Annotated in this window: 18 protein-coding genes; 4 read left to right on the top strand and 14 right to left on the bottom strand. The window is 69.3% G+C overall.

Annotated features, from left to right (window positions below; all coding sequences use genetic code 11):
• Positions 1 to 62 precede the first annotated feature (62 nt).
• The 14 genes from FS769_RS13850 to FS769_RS13785 form a co-directional block, all read right to left on the bottom strand.
• Positions 63 to 695 (bottom strand): response regulator transcription factor, encoded by a 633-nt coding sequence (locus FS769_RS13850; RefSeq protein ID WP_144834410.1) that lies wholly within the window; start codon positions 693 to 695, stop codon positions 63 to 65.
• Positions 692 to 1,915 (bottom strand): sensor histidine kinase, encoded by a 1,224-nt coding sequence (locus FS769_RS13845; RefSeq protein ID WP_144834409.1) that lies wholly within the window; start codon positions 1,913 to 1,915, stop codon positions 692 to 694. Before FS769_RS13845 ends, FS769_RS13850 begins: the two co-directional genes overlap by 4 nt.
• A complete protein-coding gene (locus FS769_RS13840) occupies positions 1,915 to 2,718 on the bottom strand; it encodes an ABC transporter permease (protein WP_230705326.1) in 804 nt (267 codons plus the stop codon). Before FS769_RS13840 ends, FS769_RS13845 begins: the two co-directional genes overlap by 1 nt.
• Entirely contained in the window at positions 2,715 to 3,590 is an 876-nt protein-coding gene (locus tag FS769_RS13835) for an ABC transporter ATP-binding protein (protein WP_144834407.1), read from the bottom strand. The genes FS769_RS13840 and FS769_RS13835 overlap by 4 nt, the downstream gene beginning before the upstream one ends.
• A gap of 89 nt (positions 3,591 to 3,679) precedes the next feature.
• Positions 3,680 to 4,453 carry a DUF1932 domain-containing protein gene (locus FS769_RS13830; protein ID WP_144834405.1) on the bottom strand — a complete coding sequence of 258 codons (774 nt, stop codon included), beginning with the start codon at positions 4,451 to 4,453 and terminating at the stop codon, positions 3,680 to 3,682.
• Positions 4,454 to 4,489: 36 nt separating this feature from the next.
• Positions 4,490 to 5,251 (bottom strand): IclR family transcriptional regulator, encoded by a 762-nt coding sequence (locus FS769_RS13825; protein ID WP_144834403.1) that lies wholly within the window; start codon positions 5,249 to 5,251, stop codon positions 4,490 to 4,492.
• Positions 5,252 to 5,272: 21 nt separating this feature from the next.
• Entirely contained in the window at positions 5,273 to 5,866 is a 594-nt protein-coding gene (locus tag FS769_RS13820; RefSeq protein ID WP_144834401.1) for a methyltransferase, read from the bottom strand.
• Positions 5,867 to 5,894: 28 nt separating this feature from the next.
• A complete protein-coding gene (locus FS769_RS13815; protein WP_144834399.1) occupies positions 5,895 to 6,173 on the bottom strand; it encodes a hypothetical protein in 279 nt (92 codons plus the stop codon).
• A gap of 24 nt (positions 6,174 to 6,197) precedes the next feature.
• Complete coding sequence (locus tag FS769_RS13810) at positions 6,198 to 7,544, bottom strand: TRAP transporter large permease subunit (RefSeq protein ID WP_144834397.1); 1,347 nt, start codon at positions 7,542 to 7,544, stop codon at positions 6,198 to 6,200.
• 145 nt (positions 7,545 to 7,689) lie between these two features.
• A complete protein-coding gene (gene rlmN, locus FS769_RS13805; RefSeq protein WP_144834396.1) occupies positions 7,690 to 8,973 on the bottom strand; it encodes a 23S rRNA (adenine(2503)-C(2))-methyltransferase RlmN in 1,284 nt (427 codons plus the stop codon).
• 125 nt (positions 8,974 to 9,098) lie between these two features.
• On the bottom strand, positions 9,099 to 9,365 hold the full coding sequence (locus FS769_RS13800) for an HPr family phosphocarrier protein (protein WP_144834394.1): 267 nt from the start codon (positions 9,363 to 9,365) through the stop codon (positions 9,099 to 9,101).
• 19 nt (positions 9,366 to 9,384) lie between these two features.
• Positions 9,385 to 10,215 (bottom strand): PRD domain-containing protein, encoded by an 831-nt coding sequence (locus tag FS769_RS13795; RefSeq protein ID WP_144834393.1) that lies wholly within the window; start codon positions 10,213 to 10,215, stop codon positions 9,385 to 9,387.
• Between the two features lie 44 nt (positions 10,216 to 10,259).
• On the bottom strand, positions 10,260 to 11,711 hold the full coding sequence (locus FS769_RS13790; protein WP_144834391.1) for a glycoside hydrolase family 1 protein: 1,452 nt from the start codon (positions 11,709 to 11,711) through the stop codon (positions 10,260 to 10,262).
• A complete protein-coding gene (locus FS769_RS13785; RefSeq protein ID WP_144834389.1) occupies positions 11,698 to 13,599 on the bottom strand; it encodes a beta-glucoside-specific PTS transporter subunit IIABC in 1,902 nt (633 codons plus the stop codon). Before FS769_RS13785 ends, FS769_RS13790 begins: the two co-directional genes overlap by 14 nt.
• Positions 13,600 to 13,853: 254 nt before the next feature.
• On the opposite strand from FS769_RS13785, the gene FS769_RS13780 reads away from it, so the two are divergent.
• The 4 genes from FS769_RS13780 to FS769_RS13765 all read left to right on the top strand — a co-directional run bounded on the left by FS769_RS13780 (position 13,854) and on the right by FS769_RS13765 (position 19,169).
• Positions 13,854 to 14,762: a PRD domain-containing protein gene (locus FS769_RS13780; protein WP_144834387.1), complete on the top strand. Its 909-nt coding sequence runs from the start codon at positions 13,854 to 13,856 to the stop codon at positions 14,760 to 14,762.
• Positions 14,763 to 14,954: 192 nt separating this feature from the next.
• Positions 14,955 to 16,814 (top strand): beta-glucoside-specific PTS transporter subunit IIABC, encoded by a 1,860-nt coding sequence (locus FS769_RS13775; protein WP_144784168.1) that lies wholly within the window; start codon positions 14,955 to 14,957, stop codon positions 16,812 to 16,814.
• Positions 16,815 to 16,833: 19 nt separating this feature from the next.
• Positions 16,834 to 18,249, top strand: a complete 1,416-nt coding sequence (locus FS769_RS13770) for a glycoside hydrolase family 1 protein (protein ID WP_144834386.1) — start codon at positions 16,834 to 16,836, stop codon at positions 18,247 to 18,249.
• A gap of 62 nt (positions 18,250 to 18,311) precedes the next feature.
• Positions 18,312 to 19,169, top strand: coding sequence for a Cof-type HAD-IIB family hydrolase (locus tag FS769_RS13765; protein WP_144834384.1), 858 nt, complete (start codon positions 18,312 to 18,314; stop codon positions 19,167 to 19,169).
• Positions 19,170 to 19,434: the final 265 nt, after the last annotated feature.

Below are 19,434 nucleotides of genomic sequence, written 5' to 3'. Positions count from 1 at the left end.
TGTCGGCGTGAGGGGTCGGAGGGTGTCGCCTGTCAGAGAGCGGAGCGACCGATTCCGACCTCTCACGAGGGCGATCGCAGGATGCCGAGCTCCATCGCCCTCGTGACCGCGCGTGTGCGATCCGCGACGTCGAGTTTCGCGTAGGCCTTGAGCAGATGGGTCTTGATCGTCGCCTCGCCGAGGTGGAGACGAGCGCCGATTTCGCGGTTGCTCAGCCCCTGCGCGACGTGCGAGAGCACTTCGACCTCTCGAGGGGTCAGCGTCGGCGCGTCGGGCGCCCGCCCCGCCTGCGCCACCAGCACCCGGGCGACACTCGGCGCGAGAGCGACCTCGCCGGTTGCGACCGCGCGGATACCGGCGAGCAGCTCCGCTTCGGGGGCGGCTTTCAACAGGTATCCGCTTGCACCCGCGGCGATCGCACGCATGATGACGTCGTCGCTCTCGTAGGTCGTCAAGACGATGACACGCGTCGCGGGTGCGCTCTCGCGCAGCATCGCGGTCGCCTCGTCGCCGTCGCGGCGCGGCATCCGCATGTCCATCAGCACCACATCGGGACGTTCCTTCTCGACGAGGGCCACGACCTCCACCCCGTCGGATGCCGCTCCGACGACGTCGATGCCGTCGGCGGCGTCCAACATGCCGACGAGCCCGGCGCGCACGATCGGGTGGTCGTCCGCGACGACGACACGGATCACGAGCGCCCCGCCATCACCGAAACCCCGGCCCGCACGGTCGCCGCCCCGGGGGTGCCGTCGACCTCGAGCGACCCGCCGAGGGCGCTCAGGCGTGCTCGCAACCCCTCGATGCCGAAGCCGTGCGCGCGTGCGGCGGTGTCGAAACCGACGCCGTCGTCGCGCACGGTGACCTCCACGACGCCGCGCCGCTCGGCGAGAGTCACTTCGACGCGACGGGCACCGGAGTGCCGTCTCGCGTTCGACAGGCACTCCTGCGCGCACCGCAGGAGCGCCACCTCCGCCTCGCGATCGAGGGGCGGCACGGCGGAGGTCACGAGCTCGACGTCGAGACCCGTCTCGCGGACGGCCCGCGCGACCACCGTGCGCAATGCTTCGGTCAGTCCGCCGACCCCGACCGAGGCGGGGGCTCCCCCGGCGACCAGCTCTCGGGTCTCGGCGAGCGCTGCCCGGGCGGCCTCCTCGACGAGCTCGAGGGTCGACGGCGACAAGGCTCCCTCGACCAGCTCGCGCCGGGCGCGCTGCGCGAGCATGACCGTCCCGGCGAGGCTCTGCGCGATCGTGTCGTGCATCTCGGCGGCGAGGCGCTCGCGCTCGGCCGTCGCGCCGGCGTCGCGATGCAGAGAGGCGAGTTCGCTCTGCGCTGCCGTCAATTCGGCGACGAGGACGTCGCGTTCGGAGCCGTACCGCGAGATGCCGCTGATCCAGAGACCCAGCACGACGGCGGAAACGAAAGACGCGCCCTGCACGAGGGCCATGACCGCCCACGATCCTCCGCCCGTCCAAGGCAGCAGCGCGGCGAAGATCGACGCGGCGGAGACGAAGCACGCGCCCACTGCTATCCGGGTCGACGCGGCCAGCGTCCACAGCAGCGGGAAGACCCAGAACTGCAGCATCGCCAGCCATGGCACGAGGAAGGTCAGCAGGGCGACCGCGAGCACCGTGACCACCATGGTGACCACCTCGAGCGCGCCCATCGTCCCCGCCTCGCGTCGGAGGAGACGGGGCAGCACGAGAAGGATCAACACGGTGTACGCCCCGAGAAGCGTCAGCGCCGCGATGGCAGACGCCCACGGGATGCCGGCGACGATCGCCGACGCGACGGCGATGCCGGCGCCCAGGATTCCCGCCGCGAGGAAGGCGACGATCCACCCTCGCGTCGTGGGGAGTCCGGCATCCGCCCCCTCCGAGGCGGCGACGGGGGCGGCGGTGAGTTGCGACATCACGCGTCCTTTCGAATCCACCGGAACGTCAGCCGCACGAGCGCGAGCCCGAGCACCAGCCACAGGCCCGTCACCAGCAGGATCAGCGGGTGATCCCACGAGCCCGACGGCTCGCCCGCCGCGAACCCCTCGGGCAGGAACACCGAGCGGAAGCCCTGCGCGAGCCACTTCAGCGGGAAGACGCTCGCGACGTTCTGCAGCCACTCGGGGAGGGCGGCGAAGTTGATGTAGACGCCCGAGATGAACTGCAGCAGCAGCACGATCGGAATGACGACGCCCGTGGCGCTGCGGCCGGTGCGGGGCAGCGCCGACAGGCCGATGCCGAGGATCGCGCAGGTGGTGACGCCCAGCAGGAACACCCACGCGAAGGTCAACCAGCGCTCCGGGTCGGTCGGCAGCGGCACGCCGAAGAACACCGCGGCCACCACGATCAGCAGCGCCGACTGCAGGAAGCCGGTGACCAGCACCTGCCCGAGCTTGCCGATGAAGTACGACACCGGGCTGAGCGGGGTTCCGCCGAGGCGTTTGAGGGTGCCGTCACTGCGCTCCATCGCGATGTCGATCGACATGTTCTGCAGGCCCGACAGCAGCACGCCCGCGGCGAGCATCGCGGGGAGGTAGAACTGCGCGGCATCCACCTCGTCTCCGGGCGGACCGAAGGTCTGCGCGTCGAAGGCGACGGCGAAGATCAGCAGGATCATCACGGGGAACAGGAAGGTGAAGAACACCGAGTCGCCCTGGCGGAAGTACGAGCGCACCTCGAAAGCGATGCGCGCGGCACCCAGCCGCAGCACGCGGCTCACGCGAGGCCTCCCGCCGCGGCCGTGCGGCGCGCTTCGTCGCCGAGGAACGAGAGGTAGACGTCTTCGAGACTCGGGCGCACGACCTCGAGCCGCTCGGGTTCGCCGAGGCGGGCGTAGAGCTGGGCGACCAGGGCTCCGGGGTCCTGCGTACGTTGCTCGCGGGTCTCGCCGCCCTCGCGCCACCGCACGAGCGGCACGCGCGCGTCGGGTCCCCCGAGTTCGTCGATTCGACCGACGGATGCCATCTGCCCGCCCACGATGATCGCCGCGCGTTCCGCGAGTTCGGCTGCCTCGTCGAGGTAGTGGGTGGTCAGCAGGATCGTGGTGCCCTCGCGCTGCAGGTCGCGGATGAGATCCCAGAACTGCCGCCTGACCTCGGGGTCGAAGCCGGTCGTGGGCTCGTCGAGGAACAGCAGCTCGGGTCGGCCGACGATGCCGAGGGCGACGTCGACGCGACGCCGCTGCCCGCCCGAGAGCTTGCGCACCGAGACCTTCGCCTTCTCGGTCAGACCGACCGACGCGATGACCTCGTCGACGTCGCGCGGCCGCGGGTAGAACGAGGCGAAGTGCGCCAGCAGCTCGCGCACGCTCGCGGTGGGTGCCTCGCCGGTGTTCTGCAGCACGATGCCGAGCCGCGCCTTCCAGTCGAGGCCACCGCGGTGCGGGTCGACGCCGAGCACGCGCACGTCTCCGCTCGTGCGGTCGCGGTAGCCCTCGAGGATCTCGATGACCGTGCTCTTGCCCGCGCCGTTCGGCCCGAGCAGCGCGAACGTCTCACCGCGGCAGATGTCGAACGACACCCCGCGCAGCGCTTCGAGACCGCCCTTGTAGGTCTTGCGGAGGTTCTCGACCTCGACGACGTTCTCGCTCATGCCCTCAGTCTGACGGGGCGGGACCGCCACGGGAACGACGAGCCGGTGGAGTCGGCATCCACCGATCGGTGGACGCTCGCGCCACCGCCTCAGCCCTGCTGCTCCCCCAGCCGGGTCAGCACCTGACGGGCGGCGTCCGACATCTCCGAATCGACCCCGAGTGCACCGAGGTACTCGACGACCGACTCCATCTCGTGCGAGCGGCGAACCGCGTGCTTGCGGCTGCCGGTCTCGTACCGGTCCATCTTCGCTTCGGCATCACCCGACAGTTGCGCGGCGATCTGCGCGCGGACCCACGGCTCGCATCCTGCTGCGCGGCCGGCCTCGAGCGCCTCGACCACGATGGCCGCGAGACTCTTCATGAGGACGCTGCGCAGGAGCTTGCGCGAGGTCGCGTCGCCCGCGGGGCCGTCGATGACCTCGACGTCGGCGCCGAAGCGGCGGAGCACCTCGGCCACGTCTTCGCTGGCGGTGCCACTGACGATCGTCTCGGTGGCGGCTCCCTTGGTCGGGACGGGCCCGAGGATCGCGACGTCGGCGAATCGGGCGCCCGTGCGCTCGACGAGCTCCGCGACCTCGGCCATCACACCGGGCGAGGCCGTGGTGAAGTCGGCGTAGACGCTGCCCGCGCGCAGGTGCGGCGCGGCGTCGGCGGCGATGCGTTCGCTGAGCGCGGCGCCCGTCAACACGATGACGAGGTCGGATGCCGCGACGAGGGCTTCGAGCGAGCCCGAGCGCTCGACACCCGAGGGGGTGGGGGTGGGGGCAGGATCGAAGCCGTGCACTTCGTAGCCCGCCTCGACCGCTCCGCGAGCGTAGAGCGAGCCCGCCTCGCCGAGTCCGATGATTCCGATCACGCGCATGTCGTTCCTCTCGAGAAGCGCGAGAGGATTCCCGCGCTAGCGGCCGACGGCGGCTGCCGCCCGTCGGAGTTCTGGTGCCCAGTCGGGCAGGTGGGTGGGGTCGGTCGCTTCGACCGGTCCCGATGCGGAGAGCGAGGCGATGACCTCTCCGGTCGAAGAGAACACCGGCACGCTGATGGAGGCGACGGCGGTGTCGCGCTCGGCGACCGAGATGTGGAACCCGTTGCGGCGGATCTCCGCCAGATCGGCGTCGAGTCCTTCCGTCGAGACGGTGAGCCCTCCCGCGGTCTGCGTCTCACCGAGGGCGTCGAGGATCCGAGCGATCTCGTCGGCCGGAAGGTGCGCGAGGATCGGCTTGCCCGCGCCGAGGTGCAGAGCCAGCCGCCGCCCGAGCGGGAGTTGGTACCGCAGGGGGTGCTCCCCGTCGACGCGGACGGCGAGGATGCGTTCGTCGCCGCTTCGCACGTACAGCGACGTCGTGAGCTGGGTGGTGTCGGCGAGCTGCTGCAGGTGCGGCCGCGCGCGGTTGCTGAGCGGGTCGCTCGAGATGTAGCCGTGGGCCATGCCGAGCGTCGCGACGCCGAGGCGGTACTCCCCGCCGACGCTGGAGACGAGGTCGCGCCGCTGCAGCACTCCGAGCAGTCGCAGGACCGTGGCGGTCGACAGACCCGTGCCGCGCCCGAGGTCGACGAGACGCAACGGCCGGTCGGCGCGTTCGAGCAGCTCCAGCAGGTCGAGGGCGCGTTCGACGCTGCGTACCGTGGGCTGACCTGACGTGTCTTCACGAGCCGAACTCATCCACCTAGTGTGTCGGATCGCTCAGGACGCCAGGATCCGTCGCCGCGTCTCGGTCTCGTCCGCGTTCTTGCGACGCGCTCGTTCGAGCACGGCCTCGGCCTGGACGGCGGGAACGACGGCCAGGCCGTCGGAGTCGCCGACGATCACGTCGCCCGGGCTCACGACGACTCCGCCGAGGGCGATCGGCACCCCGATGCGGAAGGGGCCGTTCTTGTAGGGACCCGCCGGGCTCTTCGCGCGGGCGAAGACGGCGAAGCCCATCTCCTCCAGGTCGTCGACGTCGCGCACGGCACCGTCGACGACGAAGCCGGCGCAGCCGACCCTGCGCAGGCGCTCCGCGATGAGTTCGCCGATGAGCGCGCGATCGGTGACCCCGTGGCCGTTGACCACGAGGATCGCGCCCGCGGGAACCTGCGCGATCGCCTCGTGGATGCCGGCGTTGTCGCCGCCCGCCACCTCGACGGTGAAGGCGGGACCGGCGAGCGTCGCACCCGGCCACACGGCCTGGATGCCGGCATCCACGACGCCGAGGCGGTCCATGGAGTCGCCGATGTTGGCGACCGGGAGAGCGGCGAGGCCGTCGATGACGTCGCCGGGGACGGGGGAAATGGTCATGAGTATCCGTTCTCTCTCAGGGCCGACGTCAGTCGGCGGGCTTCCAGCCGTGGGCGTACGACAGCAGCAGGGTCCAGATGCCGAGGGCGCCGCCGATCCCGAACGCCCAGGGATTGAGCGCGTCGGCGACTCCGACGACGAACGCGCCGTTCGCCGTGACGAGCCCGACGACCTGCAGCAGCACGAGCACCGTTCCGACCAGGAGCATGGCGGCCAGAAGCACGACGAACACGGGGGTCATGAGGGCGATCGCCCGGCGACGGACGGGGCCGTGCGGGTTCTCGGCGGGGGTCTTCTCTTCAGACATGGTCTTCTCCGTTGAGGACGCGGGCTAGAACGACACCGGCAACCAGCCGGGTCCGATGAGGGCGGCGATCGCGAGGATGGGGAGGACGTACCAGACGATCAACGGCACGAAGGTCTTCACCGGGTTCACCTGTGCGATACCGGTGGCGATGTAGATCGCCGACGCTCCGGGAGGAGAGGCCCCCTCGGTCGAGGCGGCGACGAGGACGACGCAGGCGGCGAGGATCGGGTCGACGCCCGAGACCATCAGGACGCTGAACCCGATGCCGCCGATCGTGGCGATCGTGGCGGTCGAGCTGAGCGGCCCCGCCACCAGCACGACCATCACCGCGACGATGATCGACATGACCACGGGTGAGGCATTCAGGCCGTTGAGGACGGACGAGAGCTGGTCGGCGAGACCGAGCTCGGTGAGCACGGCGCCTCCCGCGAAGGCGAAGACGAGCGTCGCACCGATGTCGCGATAGCGGGGCGCCGTCTTCGCGAAGAAGTCGTACCAGGCACGCCCCCCACGGGGCAGGCCCTTCCAGCCCAGGAAGACCGCGAAGATCATCAGCAGCACCGGGATCCAGACGATGACGCTCACGGCATCCGTCGTCTCTTCGCCGAGTGCCGCGGTGAGGGCGTCGCCGGTGGGGCCGAGCGTGACGGCCACCGGGATCACGATGCCGAGGAAGACCAGCAGCGAGGTCCAGCCCTGACGGAACGAGCGGCCGAAGGGAAGGATGTCGGCGGCGGCGACCCGGTCGATCTTGTGACGGCGCACGAAGATGAAGATCACGATGAGGCGCCACAGCACGCACCAACCGGCGGCGGCGAACATCGCCAGGAGGAGCTTGTCGATGGTCACGTAGGGGGCGACCGTCGCGGTGCCGATGAGGATGAAGAACGACGCGCTCGGCGGGATGACCGTGCCGTTGCCGGCGTTTCCGGCGATGACGGTGGCGGCGACGTGCGGGGGCCAGTTCGAGCGCTTCATCCACGGGATCGCGACCGAACCCATGGTGGCGGCGTTGGCCGAGCCGGAGTGGGCGACCGATCCGAACAGGGCCGAGCCGACCGTGGCGACGTATCCGGCGCCACCGCGCAGGCGTCCCAGCATCGAGTTGAGGATGTCGACCTGCCGGTCGATCACGCCGGTCGATGCCAGCAGGAAGCCGATGAAGGTGAACGCGAGGGCCGCGAAGACGATCTCCTGCGTGAAGGCCGCCTCGAAGCCCACGGCGGCGAGCCGGAGGAAGTCCGCTCCACCGAACGCGCAGACGGTCACGAAGCCGACGACCATCGCTTCGCCGATGCCGCGTTTGACGACGACGCTCCACACGACGATCACGCCGATGTAGGCGATAAGCGCCCAAACTGCCAAGCCCATAGTGCTCTCCATTGAGGTGGGGGGTTCATCTAGTGAACTAAACGTTCACGTGTTGAACATATCCTGACGGCGCGGCGATCGTCAACCACACCCCAACGACGAACGCCCCCGGACCATGAGGTCCGAGGGCGTTCGAAAAGGGGGCTCAGCCGACCGGCGTGACGGCCGCGGCTGCCTCGTCTTCTTCGGTCGCCACGAGCTGGCCGCACGCTCCGTCGATCTCCTTGCCGCGGGTGTCGCGGAGGGTCGTCGGGATGCCGGCGTCGTTCAGGCGTCGCACGAACTCGTTCTGCACGGGCACCTCCGATGCCGTCCAGATCGAGCCCGGCGTCGGGTTCAGCGGGATCGGGTTGACGTGCACCCAGCCTCGGCCGCGGGCGTTGAGCTTCTCGGCCAGCAGATCGGCACGCCAGGCGTGGTCGTTCATGTCTTTGATCAGGGCGTATTCGATCGAGACGCGGCGCCCGGTCTTGTCGAAGTAGGCGCGCGCGGCATCCAGTGCCTCGTCGACCTTCCAGCGGGAGTTCACCGGGATGAGCTCGTCGCGCAGGTGGTCGTCGGGGGCGTGCAGCGAGAGGGCGAAGGTGACCGGGATGTCCTCGTCGGCGAGCTTCTTGATCGCGGGCACGAGTCCGACGGTCGACACGGTGATGCCGCGGGCGCTCATGCCGAGACCGTGGTCTTTGTCGACCATCACGCGCACGGCCTGCATCACGCGCGCGTAGTTGGCGAGAGGCTCGCCCATGCCCATGAACACGATGTTCGACACGCGATCGAGCGAGTGGTCGTCGCGCTTCTTTCCGCCCAGGCCGCCGGCGGCGATGAGGGCGTTGGCGCGCACGATCTGCTCGATGATCTCGCCCGCCGACATGTTGCGGGTCAGGCCCGCCTGACCGGTGGCGCAGAACGGGCAGTTCATGCCGCAGCCGGCCTGGCTCGACACGCACAGCGTGATGCGGCCGGGGTAGCGCATGAGCACCGACTCGACGAGGGCGCCGTCGTGCAGCTTCCAGAGGAACTTGATCGTGTCGCCGCGATCGGTCTCGAGTCGCCGCACCTCGGTGAGCAGCGGCGGCAGCATTCCGGCGACGAGTTCTTCGCGACCGGATGCCGGGAGGTCGGTCATGTCGGCGGCATCCGACGTGTAGTGCGTGAAGTAGTGCTTCTCGAGCTGCTTCGCGCGGAAGCCCGGGAGGCCGAGCTCTTTCAGCTTGGCGACGCGCTCGTCGTGCGTGAGGTCGGCGAGGTGCACGGGCGGCTTGCCGCGCTTGGGGCTGGCGAACTGCAGCAGCGGACGACCGGTCTCGTCCTTGGCCTGCTGCCAGCCTTCGGTTTTGGGGCGCACCTGGCGGATGCCGGTGTCGGCCGGGGCACCCGCGGGGCGCACCTGCCGAGGCGTCGTGGTGCGCACGGGGGGCTGTTCGGTCATGGTTTCCAGGGTACCGGGCGCATCTGCGCCGCGGCTGGGCGCGTGTTCCGCTCTCGGGGGCACGTGAGGGGCCGGGATGCCGGGCGGCGTGGGGTACACCCGGTCCGGCCCCTCACGCGATCGGGTCAGGCGGCGTCGAGGTCCTGCTCGAGCAACGCCTGGAGCTCGTCGGCGACACGGTCGGCCTCGGGCCCGTCGACCTCGAGGGCCACCTCGTCGCCCGTCTTCACGCCCAGCTGCAGCAGCGCGAGGATACTGCGGGCGTCGACGGAGGCGTCGCCGGCGGCGAGGGTGACGGTGTGCTTCGAGGCCGCGGCCGCGCGGGCGAGGGTCGCGGCGGGACGGGAGTGCAGGCCGGAGGACGAGCCGAAGACGGCGGTGCGCTGTGCCATGGGAGACCTTTCGGGGAGTTCAGCTCGACTGGGCGCGAGCGATGTGGAGGGCGAGGTAGCCCACCTCCTCGTCGGAGATGGCGACCTCGTGCTCCTTCAGGACGAACGCGCGGATGCGTTCGGCCGTCGCAACGGCCCGCGGGTGCTTGGCCGTCATGGTCGCGAAGAGCAGGTCTTCGTCGTGACCGGCGAGGCGGTCGCTGAACAACCGCTCCGCGAAGAACTGCAGGTGCGTGAGGAACCGACGGGTGTGGAGGTCGTCGGCATCCAGGGTCACTCCCCCGGCGTGCGTGACGATCGTGGTGATGTCGGACACGAGCCCGACCACCCGCATCGAGTCGACGGCAGGGCGTCCCACCTCCGAGTTGACGAGGTGGAAGGCGATGTTGGCGGCCTCTTCATCGGGAAGCGACACCCCCGTGCGCTCGCGGAGCAGCCCGAGCGCGCGCAGGCCCACCTCGTGTTCACGGGGGTAGACTGTGCGCACCTCCCACGCGAGGCGGTTGGTGACCTGCAGGCCCCGCCGCTGGCGCTCCACCGCGAAGTGCAGGTGATCGGTGAGCGTGAGGTAGATGTGGGCGTCGAGTTCGATACCCGCTTTCTCGGCATCCATCACGATCGCCCTCGTGAGTTCGACGAAGCCGCCGGGGATCTGGGCGAGCAACTCGACCAGGTTCCGCTGATCGGCGTCGTCGAGCGCGACGAACACCCGGTCCGTCGACCCGGGGGCGACGGTGTCGCCCGGACGCGCGGCGAAACCGATGCCCTTGCCCAACAGCACGCGCTCCACGCCGCGCTCGTCTTCGACGAGCACGACGCTGGAGTTCAGCACCTTCTTGATGATCTGCATGGGTGTCTCCGTCGACCCCGGCGGACGCGCAGCGAGTGCGGTCGTCACGCCAGGTCGGCCCCGTTCGAGGCGATGACCTTCTGGTACCAGAAGAACGAGTCCTTGCGACGTCGTTCGCCCGTGCCGTTGCCGAGGTCGTCCTGGTCGACGTGGATGAAACCGTACCTCTTCGAGATCTGCGACGACGAGGCGCTGATGATGTCGATCGGCGCCCAGCTCGTGTAGCCGCGCAGCTCTACGCCCTCGTCGACGGCGCGGATCATCTCCGCGAAGTGCGACCGGAAGTAGTCGATGCGGTACGGGTCGTGGATGCGGCCGTCTTCCGTGAGCTCATCGCGCATGCCGAGACCGTTCTCGACGATGAACAGCGGCTTGCCGTACCGGTCGTAGAGGTCGATGAGAGAGATGCGCAGGCCCACCGGGTCGATCTGCCACCCCCACTCGCTCGACGGCAGGAACGGGTTCTTCACGCCGAGCACCGTGTTGCCGGGGGTGCGCTCGGCATCCGGACGCACCGACTCCGTGAGCGTCATGTAGTACGAGAACGAGATGTAGTCGACCGGGTGATCGCGCAGCAGCTCGACATCGCCTTCGGCGAAGGGGATCGTGATGCCCTTGGACTCGAGGGCCTTCAGCGCCAGCCGCGGGTACGCCCCTCCGGCCTGCACGTCGGTGCACAGGTAGAGGAGACGCTCCTTGGCCTGGGTCGCCGCGACGTCGTCGGGGTGGCAGGTGTTCGGGTAGGTGGTGAGCATCGTGAGCATGCACCCCATCTCCGACGCGGGCCACATCTCGTGGAGCATCTTCGTCACCGACGCGGATGCCACGAACTGGTGGTGCAGTGCCGTGTAACAGGCCTGCTCGAGCGAGCCCTCGACGGTCTCGTCGATGATGCCGCCCGAGGTGAAGGGGTGACGGATGATCCCGTCGATCTCGTTGAACGACAGCCAGAGGTCGACGAGGTGTCCGAAGCGCTCGAAGCACGTGCGCGAGAACCGCTCGAACAGCGCGATCGTGCCACGGTCGACCCACGCGTTGCTCTTCAGCGCCAGAGCGAGCGGCGGGTCGTAGTGCGACAGGGTCACCAGCGGGCGGATGCCGAGACGGCGCATCTCGGTGAAGAGGTCGAGGTAGAACGCGATGCCCTCCTCGTTCGGCTCGAGCTCCTCGCCGGTCGGGTACAGCCGCGACCAGGCGATCGACAACCGCAGCACCGAGAAGCCCATCTCGGCGAACAGCGCCAGGTCTTCGCGGTAGCGGTGGTAGAAGTCGATCCCGCGACGCTTCGGGTAGAAGGCGATGTCGTCGTCGGCCATCGCGGCGGCGATGCTCTCCAGCGTGTGCTGGTGGTGCACCGCGTACTCACGCGGGTCGACGTTCGGGCGGTACTTCGCGACGTCCGAGACCGCGGGACCGCGGCCCCCTTCGTTCCACGCGCCCTCGGCCTGGTTGGCGGCGAGCGCGCCGCCCCAGAGGAATCCGTCAGGCAATCCCATTCGCGGTCTCCTTCGCGTCGGTCGACAGCAGAGCGGCGCCCGCGGCGACGCGTCCGGTGACGAGGGGGGCGACGTCGTACGCGTCGCCGTTGAGCACGACGACGGGCGTCGTGATGTCGAGTCCTGCGGCTTCGATGGCCGCCAGGTCGGCGGTCAGCACGTGCTGTCCGGCTTCGACGCGGTCGCCCTGGGCGACGTGCGCGGTGAAGGGTGCACCCTCGAGGCGGACGGTGTCGAGGCCCACGTGCACGAGCACTTCGAGTCCGTCGTCACCCAGGATGCCGAGCGCATGGCGCGAGGGCAGCAGGCTCGACACCGTGCCGCTGATGGGCGCGCGCACCTCGCCGTCGGTGGGGCGGATCGCGACGCCGGGCCCGAGGATGCCCCCCGAGAACACGGGGTCGTCGACCTCGGCGAGGGCGATGACCTCGCCCGTCATGGGGGCGACGATACCGCCCGCGACGGGCTCCCCGACAGGGGTCGACGTGCCCGCCTGCTGTTCGAGCAGACGCACGGTGGCCGAGTCGGAGTCCTTCCAGATGACCAGCGAGACGATGAACGAGGTGACCATGGCGACGAGCGCGCCGATCACCGCGTGCAGCAGGTTCCAGGGGTTGGCCATGTCGATGAACATCGAGATGGATGCCGCACCCGGGCTGACCAGCGCGAAGGCCGAGATGGCCGCGATGCCGAGGTACGACCCACCCACGAACGCGCCGATGACGACCGAGATGACCGCGCGACGGTTCTGCAGCGTCACGCCGTACAGGGCCGGTTCGGTGATGCCGAAGAAGACCGAGATGCCCGAGGAGATCGCGGTGCCGCGGAGGGTCTTGTTCTTCGTACGCACGGCGATCGCGAGGCTGGAGCCGGCCTCGGCGAGGTTGTGGGCGAGAGAGGCGACGAGGTAGAAGCTCTCCTTGCCCGCGGAGGCCATGGTGGCCACCGTCGGCGGGATGAACGCCTTGTGCATGCCGACCGAGACGATGAACGGAAGGGCGGCGGCCATCAGCGCGACGGCGATCCATCCGAGGGTGCCGTACAGCCACAGCATCGCGCCCGTCAGGAGGGTCCCGAGGAAGAAGCCGAGCGGGCCGAGCAGGAAGATCGTGGCGGGCGCCACCACGACGAAGCAGATCAGCGGCACGAGGAACGTGCTGATCACGCTGGGGCTGATGCGGCGAGCGCCGCGTTCGACGACCGCGAGCAGCAGCACCGCGAGGATCGGGGGGAAGACCTGCGCGCTGTAGGCGATCGCGGGCACCGTCAGGCCGAACAGCGCGACGCCGCCCTCCTGGGTGAGAAGGCCGGCGAAGGTCGGGAACACCAGCAGGCCGACGATGCCGAGCGCGAGCGGGATGTTCGTGTCGAGCTTCTTCGCCGCGGTGTAGGTCACCAGCAACGGCAGGAAGAAGAACACCGCGTCGGGGATCGCGGTGAGCACCTGATAGGTCTGATCAGTCGTCTGCAGCCATCCGAGCGCGACGGCGAGGATGAGGAACGACTTGAAGATTCCCGCACCGGCGACGGCGGGGATGATCGGGGTGAAGACGCCGACGACGAAGTCCATGAACACCGACCCGGCGCGCTTGAGCGTCAACTTCGGCTTCGCGGCATCGACTCGCGCTTCGGCGCGGGTGCCGCCACCGGTGCGCAGCTTCTCGATCTCGCGGAAGTAGTTCGCCACTCCCGATCCGACGATCACCTGGGTCTGCGTCCCCAGCACCACGCCGATGACGCCGGGCGTGGCCTTGAGGGCGGCCTCATCGGCCTGCGTGTCGTCGGCGAGCGTGAAGCGGAGGCGGGTCGAGCAGTGGTGGAGCGAGGCCACGTTGGCCGCTCCGCCGACGTGCTCGAGGATCGCGCGGGCGCTGTCCTGAGTGGTCATCGAAGTCCTTCCTTGGATCGAAGGACACGCGTCGCGACGTCGACTCCGAAGTCGCCCGGGCAACAAAAAAGGACCCGAAGGCGGCGCTCTCGCACTGCGTTCGGATCCTGCCTGCATGACCAGTCACATGTCCGTCGGCGACTCTACACGACGATTCACGGATGCCGAATCGCACGACTGCACGCTCGCGATGGGCCCCTGCATCCCGGGTGCTCTCCCGGCGCGACGGGAGGTCGCGCTCTAGGATTCATGCCATGCCCGGTGCCGGTGACGTCTCCCTCCCGCCCGGCGGCGTGCAGAAGCTGCTGAACAACAACGTCGTCGTGGCGATCGACGGCGACGGCCGCGAGCGCGTGCTGATGGGCCGCGGGATCGGGTTTCAGCTCAAGCATGAGGGGCGGGTCGATCCGACCAAGGTCGAGAAGACCTTCGTGCTCGAGCAGGGCAGCGACACCGCGCACGCGCAGAAGCTGCTCACCGACGCGCCCTACGCGCTGGTCGAGGCGGTCCTGCACGCGGTCGACCAAGCCGAGCGCGACTTGGGCCGGGATCTCGGCCGACGCCTCCCGCTCGCCGTGATCGACCACATCACCTACGTGATCGAGCGCCTCGACCAGGGCATCCGCATCCCCGGCACCTCGATGCCCGAGCTGCGGATCCTGCACCCCGACGAGTCGCGCGCGGCGGAGCGCATGGCGACCTCGATCGCGGCATCCCTCGACCGCGAGCTTCCGCCGGAGGAGGGCGTCTTCCTCACGATGCACCTGCTCAACGCCACGCGCGACGAGCCCAACGGCACCGCGGCCCTGCTGTTCCGCCGCGTGCAGCACGTCGTGCGCACCGTCGAGACCGGCCTCGGTGTCGCCCTCGACACCGAGAGCCCCGATTACGCGCGGTTCATCCTGCACGTGCGCTTCCTGCTGCAGCGGCTCGTGAATCGCGCGATGCTCTCGAGCGGCGACTCGTCGTTCTTCGAGTTCGCCAAGCACCGCTATCCCCGGGCCTTCGGCATCGCCGAGGCTGTGAAGGACTACGTCCACGCGGCCACCGGGTCGACCCTGACCGACGAAGAGGTGCTGTACCTCACCGTCCACGTCGAGCGCCTGGCGACGAGCCTGGGCCGCGCTGACGACAGTGGCGGCCCCGACGCCCCGGTGCTATAGTCACCGACGCAGGGGTCACACCCTGCCGACGATTTCCGGATTGTTACCGCGCGAGCGGGCAAGACCTGAATCCACATCGCTGACGAGCGATGAACGGATTCGGGTCTTTTTTATTGCCCGAAACACCCGGCAGCGTCGCCACAGAACATCTCGAACAGGCCGCATCGATGCGGCGAAAGGCAGGCGGTTCCGATGACGGATCACGCGAAGACGGCGGCGGGGGTCCTCGCCGGTGTCGGTGGAGAGAGCAACGTCCAATCCCTCGTGCACTGCGCGACGAGGCTCAGGTTCGTGCTGAAAGACGAGGGCAAGGCGGATGCCGCGGCGATCCGCGCGACGCCCGGTGTCATCACCACGGCCCAGGCGGGCGGTCAGTACCAGGTCGTGATCGGCAACGACGTGCCCGACGTGTACGCCGCGATCCAGTCGCAGACCAAGCTGGGCGGCGCCGGCTCCGAGGCCGCCGAGAGCGGGCCGAAGGGCAACCTCTTCAACCGCTTCATCAAGATGATCTCGGCGATCTTCACGCCCATCCTCTGGGCCCTCGCGGGTACGGGTCTGCTGAAGGCGTTCGTCGCCGCGGCCGTCACCTTCGGATGGCTGGATGCCACGAGCACGACCTACACGATCCTCAACGCGCTCTCCGATGCGCTGATCAACTTCCTGCCGCTGGCGCTGGCCATCACCGCGGCGCGCTACTTCAAGGCCTCGGAGTTCACCTCCTTCGCGATCGCCGGCGCCTTGGTCTACCCGACCATCACGGCGCTGAACGGTCAGCCCGACATCACCTTCTTCGGCATCCCGGTCACGATGGTGAGCTACGTCTCGAGCGTCATCCCCGTGATCATCATCGTGTGGCTGCAGAGCTACGCCGAGCGCTTCCTGCTCAAGGTCCTGCCCGGTGCCGTGCGCCGCTTCCTGACCCCGATGGTCGTCGTGCTCGTCGCCGTGCCGCTGGTCTTCCTCGTGATCGGCCCGCTCTCCAGCCTCGTCGGCGGCGGCCTCGCGGCCGGCATCGGCTGGGTCTTCCAGACCCTTCCGTGGCTGGGTGGCGCGATCATGGGCGGTCTGTGGCAGGTCTTCGTGATCTTCGGTCTGCACTGGGGCCTCGTGCCGCTGTTCCAGCTCGAGTATCAGACCACCGGTCAGATCCTGCTCATCGGCCCGGTGTTCGCCGCGGTCCTGGCCCAGGCGGCCGCCGTCGCCGGTGTGCTCGTGCGCACCCGCAACAAGAACCTGCGCTCGCTGGCCGCCCCGGCCACGCTCTCGGGCTTCCTCGCCGGCATCACCGAGCCCGCGATCTACGGCATCAACCTCCCCCTCAAGCGTCCCTTCGCCTTCGGCATCGTCGGTGGCGCCCTCGGCGGGGCGCTCATCGCGATGGGCGGGGTCTTCTCCAAGGCGTTCGTCGTGCCCTCCGGCCTGGCTCTTCCGGCCCTGCTCGGCAACGGCAACATGGTGATGCTCGCGATCGGTCTCGGCGTCGCGATCCTGGTGCCGTTCCTGCTGGTGGTGCTGCTCGGCTTCAAAGACCCGGTCGACGCCACCGCTCCGGCGACGCCCGCCGTCGCCACCGACACCGTGGTGCGAAACCCCGTCGACGGCACCGTCGTCGCGCTCAGCGAGGTTCCGGATGCCGCCTTCGCCGACGGCTCGCTCGGCAAGGGCGTCGCGATCCGGCCGACCTCGGGTGCGGTCTACGCCCCGTTCGACGGCACCGTCGTCGCCGCCTTCCCGACAGGTCACGCGGTGGGCCTGCGCGGAGTCGACGGAGTGGAGCTGCTCATCCACGTCGGCCTCGACACCGTCAAGCTCGGTGGCGCGCACTTCACGCTGAAGGTGCAGTCCGGCATCGAGGTCAAGGCGGGCGACCTGCTCGTCGAGTTCGACGGCGACGCGATCGAGAAGGCCGGCTACGACCTGATCACCCCCGTCATCGTCACGAACGGCGATCTCTACCCCGACATCGCCGACGCGGCATCCGGACCTCTCTCGCACGGCGAGAGCCTGTTCCGCGCCGTGTCGGTCGACTCCCTCACTTCCGCCCGCTGACCCCCTGGAGGCACAGAACATGACCACCACCCCCTTCCCCGACGGGTTCCTCTGGGGCGGCGCCACCGCCGCCAACCAGATCGAGGGCGCGTACGACGCCGACGGCAAGGGTCTGTCGGTGCAGGACGTGATGCCCCGCGGCATCTCGGGCCCGCGCTCCGAGACCCCCACGCCCGACAATCTCAAGCTCGTCGGCATCGACCACTACCACCGCTATGCGGAGGACATCGCGCTGTTCGCCGAGATGGGCTTCGGTGTCTACCGCTTCTCGATCGCGTGGAGCCGCATCTTCCCGAAGGGCGATGAGACCGAGCCCAACGAGGCCGGCCTGGCGTTCTACGAGCGCATCCTCGACGAGCTCGAGAAGCACGGCATCGAGCCACTCGTGACGATCTCGCACTACGAGACGCCGCTTCACCTGGCCGAACAGTACGGCGGCTGGACGAACCGCGAGCTCATCGGGTTCTACGAGCGCTACGCCCGCACCCTCTTCGAGCGCTTCGGCAGCCGCGTGAAGTACTGGCTGACGTTCAACGAGATCAACTCGCTCCTGCACGCTCCGTTCATGAGCGGCGGCATCCCGATCCCCGAGGGCGGCGTCCCCGAGCAGCAGCTGTACCAGGCGATGCACCACGAGCTCGTGGCATCCGCCCGCGCCACGCGCATCGCCCGCGAAGTCGCCCCCGAGGCGAAGGTCGGCTGCATGGTGCTGTCGATGCCGATCTACCCGCTGACGCCGTCTCCCGACGACGCCGTCGCGGTGATGGAGGCCGACCACGGCAACCTCGTCTACGGCGACGTGCACACCCGCGGCGCCTACCCGGGGTACTTCCTGCGGACGCTCCGCGAGAAGGGCATCGAGCTCGACATCACCGATCAGGACCGCGACGACCTGACCCACACGGTCGACTTCGTCTCGTTCAGCTACTACATGTCGATCGCCGAGACCGCCGACCCCGCGAAGAAGGTCGCCGGCGAGGGCAACATCATGGGCGGCGTTTCGAACCCGACGCTCGAGGCGAGCGAGTGGGGGTGGCAGATCGACCCCGTCGGCCTGCGCCTGGTGCTGAACCAGTTCTGGGACCGCTGGCAGCAGCCCCTGTTCATCGTCGAGAACGGCCTGGGCGCGCGCGACCAGCTCGTCGAGGTCGACGGGGAGAAGACGGTCGTCGACGACTACCGCATCGCCTACCTCAACGACCACCTCGTGCAGGTCGGCGAGGCCATCGAAGACGGCGTCGAGGTGCTCGGCTACACCTCGTGGGGCTGCATCGACATCGTCAGCGCCAGCACCGCCCAGTTGAGCAAGCGATACGGTTTCATCTACGTCGACCGCAACGACGACGGCACCGGCTCGCTCGATCGCTACCGGAAGAAGTCGTTCGGCTGGTACGCCGACGTCATCCGATCCAACGGCGCGTCCCTCACGCGCTGATCCCCCCTCACCGGATCGGCCCCGGGTCCTCGTGGCCCGGGGCCGATCCTCTTGGAGTGCACATGACCCGCATCGCCTTCCTCGACGTCGACGGCACGATCCTCGAGCACGGCTCGCTCATCGCCCCCTCGACGGTGACCGCCGTGCGCACGGCGCGCGAGAACGGACATCTCGTGTGGCTCTGCACGGGACGCTCCGCCGGTGACATCCACCCCGACGTGCTGGCCATCGGCTTCGACGGCGCGATCACGAACGGCGGTGCCTACGCGACGCGCGGCGAGGAGCCCGGCGACGACGCGCTCATCGTGGAGCACCCGATGCCCCGAGCCGATGTCGAGGCGGTCGAGCGGTACTTCGAGGCCCACGGCATCCACTACTTCCTGCAGACGCACGGGGGCGTGTACGCGAGCGCCGGCATGGGCCCCGTGATGACCGCGTACCGCCGAGAACGCCACGCGCAGCGTGCCGCCGAGCTCGAAGCGCAGGGCCTGCCCGCCGAAGAACCGCTCTGGCGCGAACCGCGACCGGTGACGGAGGTCGACCGCGACGCCGTCGCCAAGGCCGTATTCGTCAGCCCCTCGATCGACACCGTGACCCACGCGGCGGAAGAGCTCGGCGACGCATTCCACGTCATCCCGGGCTCAATCCCACTCCCCGGCGGCTCGAACGGCGAGATCGGTCAGGCCGGCGTCACCAAGGGCTCCGCGATCACCGAGGTTCTCGCCCTGCTCGGCATCGATGCGGCGGATGCCATCGGCATCGGCGACAGCTGGAACGACGTCGAGATGTTCGAGGTCGTCGGCACGCCCGTCGCGATGGGCAACGCCGTGCCCGAGCTGCAGCAGCTCGCGGGCCGCGTCACCACCGCGGTGCTGGATGACGGCGTGCACAACGCCTTCGCGGAGCTGGGCCTGCTCTGAGGCCGGTCCGCGCCCAGGTCCCTGAGCCTGTCGAAGGGACGACTCAGCCCCTCTGCACCCAGGCCCCTGAGCCTGTCGAAGGGACCGGAACCCGCGTCACGCCCCGAGGCTTCGACAAGCCCAGCCACCTGCCCCACCCAGGTCCCTGAGCCTGTCGAAGGGACCGGAACCAGCGTCACGCCCGGGAGCTTCGACAAGCCCAGCCACCTGCCCCACCCAGGTCCCTGAGCCTGTCGAAGGGACCGGAACCAGCGTCACGCCCGGG

The organism is Microbacterium sp. BH-3-3-3 (assembly GCF_007679045.1).
Lineage (GTDB): Bacteria > Actinomycetota > Actinomycetes > Actinomycetales > Microbacteriaceae > Microbacterium > Microbacterium algihabitans.
This window is presented reverse-complemented; position numbering and strand designations above follow the sequence as displayed.

Bases quoted from the DNA above. Each gene is read 5' to 3' on its own strand.
- FS769_RS13830 (WP_144834405.1), bottom strand. From the start codon at position 4,453: ATGCGCGTGATCGGAATCATCGGACTCGGCGAGGCGGGCTCGCTCTAC.
- FS769_RS13775 (WP_144784168.1), top strand. From the start codon at position 14,955: ATGACGGATCACGCGAAGACGGCGGCGGGGGTCCTCGCCGGTGTCGGT.
- rlmN (WP_144834396.1), bottom strand. From the start codon at position 8,973: ATGACCGAACAGCCCCCCGTGCGCACCACGACGCCTCGGCAGGTGCGC.
- FS769_RS13785 (WP_144834389.1), bottom strand. From the start codon at position 13,599: ATGACCACTCAGGACAGCGCCCGCGCGATCCTCGAGCACGTCGGCGGA.
- FS769_RS13845 (WP_144834409.1), bottom strand. From the start codon at position 1,915: ATGTCGCAACTCACCGCCGCCCCCGTCGCCGCCTCGGAGGGGGCGGAT.
- FS769_RS13835 (WP_144834407.1), bottom strand. From the start codon at position 3,590: ATGAGCGAGAACGTCGTCGAGGTCGAGAACCTCCGCAAGACCTACAAG.
- FS769_RS13820 (WP_144834401.1), bottom strand. From the start codon at position 5,866: ATGACCATTTCCCCCGTCCCCGGCGACGTCATCGACGGCCTCGCCGCT.
- FS769_RS13765 (WP_144834384.1), top strand. From the start codon at position 18,312: ATGACCCGCATCGCCTTCCTCGACGTCGACGGCACGATCCTCGAGCAC.
- FS769_RS13810 (WP_144834397.1), bottom strand. From the start codon at position 7,544: ATGGGCTTGGCAGTTTGGGCGCTTATCGCCTACATCGGCGTGATCGTC.
- FS769_RS13800 (WP_144834394.1), bottom strand. From the start codon at position 9,365: ATGGCACAGCGCACCGCCGTCTTCGGCTCGTCCTCCGGCCTGCACTCC.
- FS769_RS13825 (WP_144834403.1), bottom strand. From the start codon at position 5,251: ATGAGTTCGGCTCGTGAAGACACGTCAGGTCAGCCCACGGTACGCAGC.
- FS769_RS13780 (WP_144834387.1), top strand. From the start codon at position 13,854: ATGCCCGGTGCCGGTGACGTCTCCCTCCCGCCCGGCGGCGTGCAGAAG.
- FS769_RS13815 (WP_144834399.1), bottom strand. From the start codon at position 6,173: ATGTCTGAAGAGAAGACCCCCGCCGAGAACCCGCACGGCCCCGTCCGT.
- FS769_RS13770 (WP_144834386.1), top strand. From the start codon at position 16,834: ATGACCACCACCCCCTTCCCCGACGGGTTCCTCTGGGGCGGCGCCACC.
- FS769_RS13795 (WP_144834393.1), bottom strand. From the start codon at position 10,215: ATGCAGATCATCAAGAAGGTGCTGAACTCCAGCGTCGTGCTCGTCGAA.
- FS769_RS13790 (WP_144834391.1), bottom strand. From the start codon at position 11,711: ATGGGATTGCCTGACGGATTCCTCTGGGGCGGCGCGCTCGCCGCCAAC.